This window comes from Streptomyces sp. NPDC043861 (genome assembly GCF_056435905.1).
Genome location: NZ_JBWKDP010000006.1, coordinates 85,859 through 97,608, shown reverse-complemented (window position 1 = coordinate 97,608; position 11,750 = coordinate 85,859). Strand labels below are relative to the sequence as shown.

The following is an 11,750-nucleotide window of genomic DNA, read 5'->3' as shown; positions in this document are numbered from 1 at the left end:
CTGGCGCCCTCGTGGCCGCCCGGCGGCCAGGACGCGGCACCGGTCCGGGCGCTGAGCGGCCCGCGGCACCGAAACGCCCCACTGGGGCCAGGTATCAGCCGGTGAGGCGCTCGCTGCCGGGAGGCCCGGGAGGCCCGGGAGGCCCGGAAGGCCCGGAAGGCCCTGAACACCCGGGAGGCCCCGAAGCCCCGAAGACCCGGAAGGGCTACTCCTGAACGCCGATCAGGTTCTGCAGGGGGCCGGGCAGGAGATCGTTGCAGGCGAGCTGGCCCGTCTTGGTGAGGGCGTCGTCGCGGCAGGTGTAGAAGTCCTGGTAGACGAACTGCATCGTGAAGGTCATCACCACGATCGCCAGCGCGATGGCAGCCATCACCATGCCGCTGACCGCCGCTGTGATCTGGGGCCGGCCACCGTTCGTCGGTGCCGGGGAAGCGGCCGGGGCCGCCGGGGCACCCCCGTCGGCCCGACGGGACCTGGCGCGCAGTGAGCTGCCGCCCCAGTACAGGGCGAGCGCACCCAGCAGCAGTGCGACCTCGGGGAGGTCGAAGAGGGAGAAGAAGAACGCCCACATCCCGGCGAGCAGGGCATAGCGGGCCCGGCGCTGGGCCGGGTCCGTCGGATCCCAGCGGAGACCCGCGCCGGGACCGCCGCCCTCCGGGCCGCCCTGGCCGTTGTTCTGTCCTCCGGGCCGGCCTCCGAAGCCGCCGCCCGAGGACCGCCCCGGCTGGCGGCTGCTCCACTGGCCGCCCCAGCCCGTGGACGGGCGCTCGCCGTCCGGGCGCTCGCCCTCCGGGCGGTCGTCCTGCCGGTCGTCGTCGCCCGAGCCGTGCCGCGGCTGCCAGGGACGGTCCGGGGCGCCCTCCGGCGGCGGTGCGAACGGGTTGTTCTCGTCCGCGGGCCGGGTGGGCGCCGCGGGCCGCGCCGGATCGGCGGGGTCCGTGGACTGGCGTTCCCGCAGCAGAACGAAGCCCCGCTCGCGGGCCGGCGGGAGGCGGAGAGCCGTGCGGCGGCGTCGGTCCGGCATGTGGTGAACGTCTTCCCCTCTGTACCCGGGTACTCCGTCTGGGGACGGGCCCTGCCCCCAGACGCTACCTCCCGGCCCCGCCCCCGTCCCGTGGGGGCCGCTCGGTGTGCCGGTATCGTTGCTGACGGTCGACGGCTTCGTAGAGTTCCCCTATCGCCGGACTCGTTTCGTTCGTACGACCGCACAAAGATCTCATGCGGGAGTCCCGAGCGGCTCCCCGCAGAGGTCGACACACTGCCGTACCGCAACGCGAAAAGAGTCCTCCAGTGGCTGCCGCCCGCCTCGTCGTCCTGGTCTCAGGATCCGGCACCAATCTCCAGGCGCTCCTCGACGCCATCCACGAGGATCCCGACGGGTTCGGCGCGGAGATCGTCGCCGTCGGCGCCGACCGCGAAGGAATCGCCGGTCTGGACCGCGCCGCCCGTGCCGGACTTCCCACCTTCGTCCGCAGGGTCGGCGACTATGCGACCCGGGAGGAATGGGACCGGGCGCTGACCGAGGCCACCGCCGGGTACGAACCGGATCTCGTGGTGTCCGCCGGTTTCATGAAAATCGTCGGCAAGGACTTCCTCGCCCGCTTCGGCGGCCGGTTCGTGAACACCCACCCAGCCCTGCTGCCCAGCTTTCCCGGTGCCCACGGAGTGCGCGACGCGCTCGCGTACGGCGTGAGGGTCACCGGATGCACCGTCCACTTCGTCGACGACGGCGTCGACACCGGCCCGATCATCGCGCAGGGCGTGGTGCAGGTACGGGACGAGGACGATGAAGCCGCTCTGCACGAGCGCATCAAGGAAGTCGAGCGCGCGCTGCTCGTCGAGGTCGTGGGGCGTCTGGCCCGCAACGGCTACCGCATTGAGGGACGAAAGGTAATTATCCCGTGACTGTTGAGGCTGAGAAGCGGGCCATCCGGCGGGCGCTGGTCAGTGTGTATGACAAGACGGGCCTCGAGGAGCTCGCCCGAGGGCTGCACGAGGCCGGCGTGGAGCTCGTCTCCACCGGCTCGACCGCCGGACGCATCGCCGGTGCCGGCGTCCCGGTCACCAAGGTCGAGGAGCTCACGGGCTTCCCCGAGTGCCTGGACGGCCGGGTCAAGACCCTGCACCCGCGCGTGCACGCCGGGATCCTTGCCGATCTGCGGCTCGAGGCGCACCGGGAGCAGCTTGCGGAGCTCGGCGTCGAGCCGTTCGACCTCGTGGTCGTGAACCTCTACCCCTTCCGTGAGACCGTCGCCTCCGGAGCGACGCCCGACGAGTGCGTCGAGCAGATCGACATCGGCGGCCCCTCGATGGTCCGTGCCGCGGCCAAGAACCACCCGTCCGTGGCAGTCGTGACGAGCCCCGGGCGTTACGCCGACGTCCTGAGCGCCGTCGCGTCGGGCGGCTTCGACCTCGCGGCCCGCAAGCGTCTCGCGGCCGAGGCGTTCCAGCACACCGCCGCGTACGACGTCGCAGTGGCGTCCTGGTTCGCGTCCTCGTACGCCCCCGCGGACGAGAGCCGGTTCCCCGACTTCCTCGGCGCCACCTTCGAGCGCTCGAACGTCCTGCGCTACGGCGAGAACCCGCACCAGGACGCCGCGCTGTACGTCACCGAGGCGGGCGGCGGCCTCGCACAGGCCGAGCAGCTGCACGGCAAGGAGATGTCGTACAACAACTACACGGACACGGATGCCGCGCGTCGTGCCGCGTACGACCACGCCGAGCCGTGCGTCGCGATCATCAAGCATGCGAACCCCTGCGGTATCGCCATCGGCGCCGATGTCGCCGAAGCTCACCGCAAGGCGCACGCCTGCGACCCGCTGTCGGCCTTCGGCGGGGTCATCGCGGTCAACCGCCCGGTGTCCGTGGCGATGGCCGAGCAGGTCGCCGAGATCTTCACCGAGGTCATCGTCGCCCCCGGGTTCGAGGACGGCGCGGTCGAGGTCCTCGCCCGCAAGAAGAACATCCGCGTACTGCGCTGCCCCGACGCCCCGGCGGCCCCCGTCGAGCTCAAGCCGATCGACGGCGGCGCACTTCTCCAGGTCAGCGACCGACTCCAGGCCGACGGCGACGACCCGGCGAACTGGACCCTCGTCACCGGCGAGGCGCTGAACGCGGCCGAGCTGGCCGAGCTCGCCTTCGCCTGGAGGGCCTGCCGCGCGGTGAAGTCCAACGCGATCCTGCTCGCGAAGGACGGCGCCTCGGTCGGTGTCGGCATGGGCCAGGTCAACCGTGTCGACTCGGCGAAACTGGCCGTGGAGCGGGCGGGCGAGGAGCGTGCGGCGGGCGCCTACGGTGCATCCGACGCGTTCTTCCCGTTCCCCGACGGTCTGGAGATCCTGACGGCCGCGGGCGTCAAGGCGGTGGTCCAGCCGGGCGGTTCGGTCCGCGACGAGCAGGTCGTCGAGGCCGCGAAGAAGGCGGGCGTGACGATGTACTTCACCGGGACGAGGCACTTCTTCCACTGACACCCGACCGCCCTGGTCTCTGCACCCCGGGCGTGTGCGTGCGGCCCCGCCGGTTCCCGGCGGGGCCGCACGCGCTGGGCGCCCGGTGAGCCCCGCGGCCGTGCGCGTGGCCGCGGCCGTGCCCGTGCCCGTGGGGCTGTGTCACCGACGTCGAACCCTGACCCCCGCCGGCGAGCCAGGGCCTCTCGTTTGGATCTTGCCGGGCTCGCGTGCCCAGGCACGCATGCTCGCACGCACCGGACCCCGCTCACCGATCCAGCCCGATCCAGACGAAAGACCCTGGACCGGCTCGTCCGCGGCTTCGTGGCCTGGCCGGGACAGCCGTGGTGATGGTGCGTCAGGTGCCGTCCCGGACCGGGTGGTCGCCGCGACATGAGCGGTGTCTCTCCCCGGACGGCGGCCCGGACACCCTGAAGGCCGTAACACCCCATGTGTCATGGGGTGTTACGGCCTCCTGCAGCGCGTCGGACTACGCCGGGCGCGTTACTTCTTGATGACCAGGGTGCCGGCCGCACGGTCGTGCCAGCCCTGCAGCTTCCCGGAGTTGTCGAAGAACGGCGACAGGAAGACGAGGATCGTGCCGATGTAGCACAGGAGCGCACCGGCGATCGGGATGATCCAGCGGATGAAGCCGCCGCCCAGCCCCGGGTTCTGGCCGGTGCTCTCCTTGACGACCCTGAGGCCCAGCGCCATCTTGCCGAGGGTCGCGCCCACGAACGAGATCATCAGCCACTCGTACAGCATGGTGGCGATACCGACCAGGGCGAGCATGCCGAACAGCGCGGCAATCATGCCGCCGGCGGCCTCGGCCTGGTCGTTGATGCAGGTCTGGTACGCCGGCGACAGCGGGTCGAGACCGGTGCAGTCGTTCTGGGCCTCCTTGGCGACGCCGAGGATGCCGGCGACACCGATGGCCATCAGGATCCACACGATGATGGAGATGGCCACACCGTCGATGAGGCGGGCGCCGAGGCGACGGCCCATCGAGGCGACCTGGACGGTGCCCAGGGCAGGGATGTTGATGTAGCCGTTGTTGGCCTGGAGCGTGCCGGGGGCCTGCGGGGCCTGCGGGTACTGCCCGGGCTGCTGCGGGTAGCCGTAACCCTGCTGGGGTACGCCCTGCGGCGCCTGCTGCGGGTAGCCGTAGCCGGGCTGACCTCCCTGCGGCGGCTGCTGGGGCTGCTGCCCGTAAGGGTTGTTCGGATCGCCGAAGCTCATGGCGGGTTTCCTCCGTCGGTTTGCGGGGACGACGCGGTCCTGACCGGAGGAACTTCACAAAAACAAGCGGTTTGCCCCCCGACACTGTCCGCGGCACTGCGCGGATCATCGTGGTAGTAACGTCGGTTTTTTGTCCAGTCGGTATCCGTAGGCGTTGTGCAAGTGCAACCTCGTGTGCCTGTCGGGGTCCCCGAATTGGAACAGGGGCGGGGTCATCCGCGAGGATGGAGCCATGACCGCCCAGATTCTCGATGGCAAGGCCACCGCAGCCGCGATCAAGTCCGACCTGACCGCCCGCGTGGCGGCCCTCAAGGCTGCGGGGGTGACTCCCGGCCTTGGAACGCTGCTGGTCGGAGACGATGTCGGCAGCCAGAAGTACGTGGCAGGCAAGCACCGTGACTGTGCGCAGGTGGGCATCGCGTCCATCCAGCGCGAACTGCCCGCCACCGCCTCGCAGGAGGAGATCGAGGCGGTCGTCCGGGAGCTCAACGACAACCCGGAGTGCACGGGCTACATCGTCCAGTTGCCGCTCCCCAGGGGCATCGACACCAACCGGGTGCTGGAGCTGATGGACCCGGCCAAGGACGCGGACGGCCTGCACCCGATGAACCTCGGGCGGCTGGTGCTGAACGAGAAGGCCCCGTTGCCCTGCACCCCGGCCGGCATCATCACGCTGCTGCGCCGCCACGGCGTGGAGATCAACGGCGCTCATGTCGTGGTCGTGGGACGCGGTGTCACGATCGGGCGGCCGATGCCGCTGATGCTGACCCGCAAGTCCGAGAACGCGACGGTGACGCAGTGCCACACCGGCACCCGCGACCTGTCCGACCAACTGCGGCAGGCCGACATCGTGGTCGCGGCCGCGGGCGTGCCGCATCTGGTCAAGCCCGAGGACATCAAGCCGGGTGCCGCGATCCTCGACGTCGGTGTCAGCCGTGACGAGAACGGCAAGATCGTCGGCGATGTGCACCCCGGTGTCGCGGAGGTGGCCGGCTGGGTCGCCCCGAACCCGGGTGGCGTCGGCCCGATGACCCGGGCACAACTGCTGGTCAATGTCGTCGAAGCGGCGGAGCGCGCCGTGTCCGGCGCTGCGGGCTGACCGGAGATGGGTAAGCCCACACCGGGGCCGGAAACCCCGGACCGCGACTCCGACAACGGCGACGCCGGCCGAGCGGCGGACGCACCGGCCACGTCCGGTCCGGCCACGTCGGCGAACGGTTCTGCGGCATCCGACGGTCCGGTGAGGGGCGCTGCAGGGTCTGCGGCGTCGGCGAACGGCTCCGCGGGCACGGGTCCGGTGAACGGCTCCGCAGAGTCCGCCGGGGCGTCGTCCGGTGCGCAGCCGTCCATGAACGGCCACTCGGCGCGCTCCGGGGCCGGGGCGGCCGCCGACGGGCACACGGGGGAGCCCGGTGACGGGGAGCCCGCCGCCGGTGAGCCCGGCGACGCGGGAGACACCGGTGCCGACGGGCACGCGGCATCCCGTGCCGCGGGCAGGTCCCGGCGCCCGCCCACCGTCACCCGCGACACGGCCCGTCCCGAGGGCGGCGGCCGTGCCGCACCCGGGGACGCCCCCGCCCCCGCCCGTCAGTGGCCGCTGCTGACCGTGATCGGGCTCGCGGCGCTCGGGCTGCTGATCGTCGGAACGGATCCCTTCCCCCAGGCCTTCCGCATCGGCACGATCCTCGTCGGGGCCGCCCTGCTCGCGGGCGCGGTGCTGCGTCGTGTCCTGCCCTCGGTCGGCATGCTGGCGGTGCGCTCGCGGTTCACCGACATGGTCACGTACGGCCTGCTCGGTACGGTGATCGTGCTGCTCGCGCTGATGACCCAGCCCAGGCCCTGGCTGGAGATCCCGTTCCTGGAGGAAGCCGTGCGTTTCACGGTGCGGTAGCCGACGGCCCGCGGCGCCCATGAGGCGCTGTACACCGTCCTCGCGGTGGCGCTCCTGCCCCGAGCCGTCGTCACGGACAACATGCCGCGCCTGCTGCCTGGTTGGACCGCGCGGGCCGGCGTCGGACTCACACCTTCGGCGGGTCCGGACCGCAGCGGCAGCCGGGTCGAACCGCAGGTACCCGAATCCGCAGGTACCCGAATCCTCGTGCGCCGAAGTGGCGTTGTCCGATGTCCGTGTGCGTTCCTGACGGACGGCCCGAAGGCCCGGAGTACGAGCCTCCGTGGCTTCTCGCGGGGGCGTGCTCCCGCCGTCGCGGTACTTGCCCGGCCCCATGTGCGCAGTGACGGCGGCCGCCCTCTCCCCCGTGGGAGGACGGCCGCCGTCCTGGGCAACAGCGTCATGCACGCGCCAAGCGGCTTCAAGCCGCGCCGGGTGCCTGTGGCACGGAAGTGACGGTTCCGCCATGGTGTGATCGGCGGGCAACGGATGCGAAACTGGTCCGGGCTCCGGGACGCGGGCGCACGCGGGGGTACGCAAATGTCCCGGATGCCCCCGTGCGCCCCGGGCCCAGGAACTGTCATCCTGGCTCTGCGCATCCCTCAGGGTGGTCCACACCCGGAGAGTCCACATCGCGGACGAACCGGTCAGGCCCCCGAGGTGTGGCAGGGGGCACCACAGCGCGGGGCACATCAGGCACGTTCGGGGGACAAGGGGGAGGCAATGCCTCGTTGGAAGGCGCTACCGGAAGAGCTCGACCCACAGGTCAAGGAGTTCACGAGCCAGCTGCGCCGGCTCGTCGACCGCAGCGGGCTGAGCATCGCGGCGGTCTCGGACCGCACCGGCTACAGCAAGACGTCGTGGGAGCGCTATCTGCACGGGCGGCTGCTCGCCCCCAAAGGCGCGATCGTCGCACTCGCCGAGGTGACGGGGACGAACCCGCTCCATCTCACCACCATGTGGGAGCTCGCGGAGCGCGCCTGGAGCCGTTCCGAGATGCGTCACGACATGACGATGGAGGCCATACGGATATCGCAGGCGCGGGCCGCGCTCGGCGAGTTCGGGCCGACCGCCCAGGCCGGGGCGTCGCGGACCGCTGCGCCGCCTGCCGGTCCCGGCGGCCGCGGCGACGAGCCGTACGTTCCCGTGCAGGGCGGTGGCCGCTCCGGTCCGCCGCACGCCGGGGGGCGCGCGCCCCAGGCTTCCGCCGGCAAGGGGAGCGGCCGCAAGGTGGCGATGTTCCTCGCGGGAGTCGTCGGCGCCGTGCTGGTGATCGCGGCTGCCGTGCTGCTGACCGACCTCGGGGGCGGCGGCGATGACGAGGGCGGCGCCAAGAACGTGGCCACGTCGCCGAGCGCGGCCCCCACGACCAGTGAGCCGGAGCTGCCCGCCGGAGTGAAGTGCACCGGCGACGACTGCACCGGTCAGGACCCGGAGAACATGGGGTGCGGCGGCCAGTTCGCCACGACCGCCTCACGGGTGACCGTCGGCACAGCCGTCGTGGAGGTCCGGTACAGCAAGACGTGCTCCGCGGCCTGGGCCCGGATCACCAAGGCGACACCGGGCGACAAGGTCTCGATAGCGGCGGGCGAAGCGGCCGAGAACGGCTTGGTGAACGCCGACAAGGACGCGTACACCCCGATGGTCGCGGTGACTTCCGAATCGGATGCCAAGGCGTGCGCCACGCTCACGACCGGCACGAAGGGCTGCACGGCCGAGCAGTAGGCGGCTCCAGTGAGCCGCACCACAAGGGTCCGGCGGTGCGCGGGTGCCCGGGTCGGATAGCCTGACCGCTGGATATCTCTTCACGTCGAGAGATCGATCAGTACGGTGGAGATATCCAGCCTCAGGGGCAGGGACCCCCACCGCCAGCTGTCTTACGGAGATCGCCATGACCCGCACTCCCGTGAATGTCACCGTCACCGGCGCGGCCGGCCAGATCGGCTACGCGCTGCTCTTCCGCATCGCCTCCGGCCACCTGCTCGGCGCGGACGTGCCGGTCAAGCTCCGCCTCCTGGAGATCCCGCAGGGCCTGAAGGCGGCCGAGGGCACCGCCATGGAGCTCGACGACTGCGCCTTCCCGCTGCTCGAGGGCATCGACATCACCGACGACCCGAACACCGCCTTCGACGGCGCCAACGTGGCCCTGCTGGTCGGTGCCCGTCCGCGTACGAAGGGCATGGAGCGCGGCGACCTGCTGTCCGCCAACGGCGGCATCTTCAAGCCGCAGGGCAAGGCCATCAACGACCACGCCGCGGACGACATCAAGGTCCTCGTCGTCGGCAACCCGGCCAACACCAACGCGCTCATCGCACAGGCCGCCGCCCCGGACGTACCGGCGGAGCGCTTCACCGCGATGACCCGCCTCGACCACAACCGCGCGATCTCGCAGCTGGCCGCCAAGACCGGTGCCGCCGTCTCCGACATCAAGCGGCTCACGATCTGGGGCAACCACTCCGCGACCCAGTACCCGGACATCTTCCACGCGGAGATCGCCGGCAAGAACGCCGCCGAGGTCGTGGCCGACCAGGACTGGCTCGCCGACACGTTCATCCCGACCGTCGCCAAGCGCGGTGCGGCGATCATCGAGGCCCGCGGCGCCTCCTCCGCGGCCTCCGCCGCGAACGCCGCCATCGACCACGTCCACACCTGGGTCAACGGCACCGCCGAGGGTGACTGGACCTCCATGGGCATCCCGTCGGACGGCTCCTACGGCGTTCCGGAGGGCCTGATCTCCTCCTTCCCCGTCACCTGCAAGGACGGCAAGTACGAGATCGTCCAGGGCCTGGACATCAACGAGTTCTCCCGTACCCGCATCGACGCCTCGGTCGCGGAGCTGGCGGAGGAGCGCGAGGCGGTTCGCGGACTCGGCCTCATCTAGTGCTGTGACCCGATAGGTTCACCGGCTCGCGACGCCCTGCACGGCACCTCGCTGCGTTGTCGAATCACCCGAGTACATCCAGTACGAGGGCGATACTCCGCCTTAGATGCACCGCACCGGACGCCGCGAGCTTCCCGGCAAACGTACCCGGTCACAGCACTAGTACCCGGGACCGGGCCGGTACGTACGTCCAGTACGCCGGTACGTACGTTCTGTCCGTATTCATTCGCATGAGTCGCCACAGTGGGGTGCTGCGCAGCCGCGCAGCACCCCACGGTGCGCATACGGGCGGCCCGTGACCGACGGCTGTGCGAACCTGGGCGCATGGAACCAGGTCCCGGGGACGAGCGAGGCGCTGTCCGGCTGGTGCTGCTGCGGCACGCCAAGTCCGCCTGGCCGGACGTCGAGGACCATGAGCGTCCGCTCGCGCCGCGCGGCCGCCGGGACGCCCCGGTCGCCGGAAGGCTGCTGCGGGAGACGGGATGCGTACCCGACCTGGTGATCTGCTCCACGGCCAGGAGGGCCCGCGAGACCTGGGAACTCGCTGCCGGACAACTGGGCGGGGACGTGCCGGTCCGGTACGACGAGGACGCCTACGGGGCGGATCCGGCCGGTCTGACCGGCATTCTGCGGCAGGTGCCCGCCGACGTACGGACCGTTCTGCTGGTCGGCCACAACCCTGGTGTGGAGACTCTGGCGGCCGGACTCGCCGGTGAGGCCGAGGGCGATGCCCTTGCCCGGATGACCGAGAAATTCCCCACGGCCGCCTATGCGGTGCTCCGCCTCGACGGTGGCTGGGCGACGCTACGGCCCGGTGCCGCCAGGCTGACCGCCTTTGTCGTCGCCAGGGGAGCGTGACCCGGAACCCACGGACGTGGTTCCGGGCGGACACAAAACAGTCCCCGGTAGGCCGCGTCGGTCACCTGTGCCTCAGTCGTCGCTGACGGCGCGGTTCTCGCGCGGTGCTGCCGGGGGCCTAGCCAGAGCCGAGGGACGGGTCACGCTGGTCGGTGGACGTCTCCGCCGACGGGTGCGGCTCTCTCCGGTTGTCCGGTGTAAGGAACAGTCTCCTCCCGATATGGCCTAAGTCAAGACATATGCCGATGTAAAGGCGCGGAGGGTGGATGCCGGACCGATCGCCCTCGGCTCTCCGTCCGTCGGGTGTCGAGGGCCCGGCATCGCCCGTCCCGCCGGCCCCGGCCCCAAGGGGAGCCCCTGACGGGTCCCGGCGGCGCCGTCGCGTCGACCGCCGGGCTGCGGTGTCCCGGTGTCCCGGTGTCCCGGTGCCGTTCTCGCTCCGCGCGCTCCCTGCTGATGTGGTCCGGTGATCGCCTCGATCAGTCCCCCACGTTGCAGAGATCCACTCGAATGTAGTACTTCTTATACATGAGCGAGCAGGTGCACAACAGGCTGGCCGTCGTCAGGGCTGAGCGGAAAGTCTCCCGTCAGCAGCTGGCCGAGGCGGTGGGCGTCCACTACCAGACCATCGGCTACATCGAGCGCGGGCAGTACAACCCGAGCCTCGACCTGGCGTTGAAGGTCGCCCGGTTCTTCGGGCTGCCGGTGGAGGCGCTGTTCTCCCTGGAGCCCTTCCAGCCGCTCACCGACGAGGTCTACGGGAGGAAGTCATGACAGGCATGGGGACGAGGGCGGATGCGGAAGCCGTGACGCGGTTCGACCGGCGGATGTACACGCTCATGAACAGGCGGGAGGCGGCGGCGCTGCACGCCACGGCCGGGCGACGGCGGGCGCTCGTGGCCGCGCACATAGTCCTGACGGCCGGCGGAGTGGCGGCCTGGCTCGCGGGCGTGGTCGGTGATCAGTACTGGGCCCTTCTGGTGATGATCGGGCTGCTCGTGCCGTGGGCCGTCAGCACCGGTGGCCTCAACGCCGCCACCCGCGGACTGCTGGAACTGCGGGCCCGGATCCTGGACGAGCGGCAGCTGGCGGAGCGCGACCGGGTCCGTGCGCGGGCGCACAAGCTGACCACGTGGCTGCTGGCCGGCGGTGCCGCCGGCAGCGGGCTGGCCACGTGGTTCGGTGATCTGAAGGCCGAGACGCTGATCTTCACCGTGCTGTTCGTCGTTCTCGTCGTGCACTGGCTGATGCCGCTGTGGGTGGCGGGGCTGTCGGTCCAGGACGAACCCGCCGACGAGGCGATGGACAACCCCGTCGCCTACCCCGGCGGGGAGTGAGCCCGGCCACTTCCGGCCACCCGTCGCGCATGCTTTCCACCGCCTTGGGCAGGCGACCCGCTCACCGGTCTTCGCTGGTGAGAGACATAACGGGAATG

At 71.1% G+C, this 11,750-nt stretch carries 11 protein-coding genes; 9 read left to right on the top strand and 2 right to left on the bottom strand.

What is annotated here, in order from left to right:
- Window positions 1-205: 205 nt before the first annotated feature.
- On the bottom strand, window positions 206-1,024 hold the full coding sequence (locus AC068D_RS16235) for a hypothetical protein (protein WP_478823679.1): 819 nt from the start codon (window positions 1,022-1,024) through the stop codon (window positions 206-208).
- Between the two features lie 266 nt (window positions 1,025-1,290).
- On the opposite strand from AC068D_RS16235, the gene purN reads away from it, so the two are divergent.
- The gene (purN, locus tag AC068D_RS16230; protein ID WP_478823678.1) at window positions 1,291-1,905 is read left to right on the top strand and encodes a phosphoribosylglycinamide formyltransferase; all 615 of its coding nucleotides are present in this window, start codon (window positions 1,291-1,293) and stop codon (window positions 1,903-1,905) included.
- Entirely contained in the window at window positions 1,902-3,467 is a 1,566-nt protein-coding gene (purH, locus tag AC068D_RS16225) for a bifunctional phosphoribosylaminoimidazolecarboxamide formyltransferase/IMP cyclohydrolase (RefSeq protein ID WP_478823677.1), read from the top strand. Before purN ends, purH begins: the two co-directional genes overlap by 4 nt.
- A gap of 483 nt (window positions 3,468-3,950) precedes the next feature.
- On the opposite strand, the gene AC068D_RS16220 is transcribed toward purH, so the two are convergent.
- A complete protein-coding gene (locus AC068D_RS16220) occupies window positions 3,951-4,685 on the bottom strand; it encodes an RDD family protein (protein ID WP_478823676.1) in 735 nt (244 codons plus the stop codon).
- Window positions 4,686-4,917: 232 nt separating this feature from the next.
- On the opposite strand from AC068D_RS16220, the gene AC068D_RS16215 reads away from it, so the two are divergent.
- The 7 genes from AC068D_RS16215 (at window position 4,918) to AC068D_RS16185 (ending at window position 11,652) form a co-directional block, all read left to right on the top strand.
- A complete protein-coding gene (locus AC068D_RS16215; protein WP_478823675.1) occupies window positions 4,918-5,784 on the top strand; it encodes a bifunctional methylenetetrahydrofolate dehydrogenase/methenyltetrahydrofolate cyclohydrolase in 867 nt (288 codons plus the stop codon).
- 249 nt (window positions 5,785-6,033) lie between these two features.
- Window positions 6,034-6,576, top strand: coding sequence for a DUF3017 domain-containing protein (locus AC068D_RS16210; protein WP_478823674.1), 543 nt, complete (start codon window positions 6,034-6,036; stop codon window positions 6,574-6,576).
- A gap of 723 nt (window positions 6,577-7,299) precedes the next feature.
- Window positions 7,300-8,301 carry an XRE family transcriptional regulator gene (locus AC068D_RS16205; protein WP_478823673.1) on the top strand — a complete coding sequence of 334 codons (1,002 nt, stop codon included), beginning with the start codon at window positions 7,300-7,302 and terminating at the stop codon, window positions 8,299-8,301.
- Between the two features lie 166 nt (window positions 8,302-8,467).
- Window positions 8,468-9,457, top strand: a complete 990-nt coding sequence (locus tag AC068D_RS16200) for a malate dehydrogenase (protein WP_478823672.1) — start codon at window positions 8,468-8,470, stop codon at window positions 9,455-9,457.
- A gap of 324 nt (window positions 9,458-9,781) precedes the next feature.
- Window positions 9,782-10,315 carry a SixA phosphatase family protein gene (locus AC068D_RS16195; protein ID WP_478823671.1) on the top strand — a complete coding sequence of 178 codons (534 nt, stop codon included), beginning with the start codon at window positions 9,782-9,784 and terminating at the stop codon, window positions 10,313-10,315.
- A gap of 528 nt (window positions 10,316-10,843) precedes the next feature.
- The gene (locus AC068D_RS16190; protein ID WP_478823670.1) at window positions 10,844-11,089 is read left to right on the top strand and encodes a helix-turn-helix transcriptional regulator; all 246 of its coding nucleotides are present in this window, start codon (window positions 10,844-10,846) and stop codon (window positions 11,087-11,089) included.
- Entirely contained in the window at window positions 11,086-11,652 is a 567-nt protein-coding gene (locus AC068D_RS16185) for a hypothetical protein (RefSeq protein WP_478823669.1), read from the top strand. The genes AC068D_RS16190 and AC068D_RS16185 overlap by 4 nt, the downstream gene beginning before the upstream one ends.
- Window positions 11,653-11,750: the final 98 nt, after the last annotated feature.

Excerpts from the sequence above, each read along its gene's own strand:
- AC068D_RS16190 (WP_478823670.1), top strand. The coding sequence starts at position 10,844 with ATGAGCGAGCAGGTGCACAACAGGCTGGCCGTCGTCAGGGCTGAGCGG.
- AC068D_RS16205 (WP_478823673.1), top strand. The coding sequence starts at position 7,300 with ATGCCTCGTTGGAAGGCGCTACCGGAAGAGCTCGACCCACAGGTCAAG.
- AC068D_RS16195 (WP_478823671.1), top strand. The coding sequence starts at position 9,782 with ATGGAACCAGGTCCCGGGGACGAGCGAGGCGCTGTCCGGCTGGTGCTG.
- AC068D_RS16185 (WP_478823669.1), top strand. The coding sequence starts at position 11,086 with ATGACAGGCATGGGGACGAGGGCGGATGCGGAAGCCGTGACGCGGTTC.
- AC068D_RS16220 (WP_478823676.1), bottom strand. The coding sequence starts at position 4,685 with ATGAGCTTCGGCGATCCGAACAACCCTTACGGGCAGCAGCCCCAGCAG.
- AC068D_RS16200 (WP_478823672.1), top strand. The coding sequence starts at position 8,468 with ATGACCCGCACTCCCGTGAATGTCACCGTCACCGGCGCGGCCGGCCAG.
- AC068D_RS16210 (WP_478823674.1), top strand. The coding sequence starts at position 6,034 with ATGAACGGCCACTCGGCGCGCTCCGGGGCCGGGGCGGCCGCCGACGGG.
- AC068D_RS16215 (WP_478823675.1), top strand. The coding sequence starts at position 4,918 with ATGACCGCCCAGATTCTCGATGGCAAGGCCACCGCAGCCGCGATCAAG.
- AC068D_RS16235 (WP_478823679.1), bottom strand. The coding sequence starts at position 1,024 with ATGCCGGACCGACGCCGCCGCACGGCTCTCCGCCTCCCGCCGGCCCGC.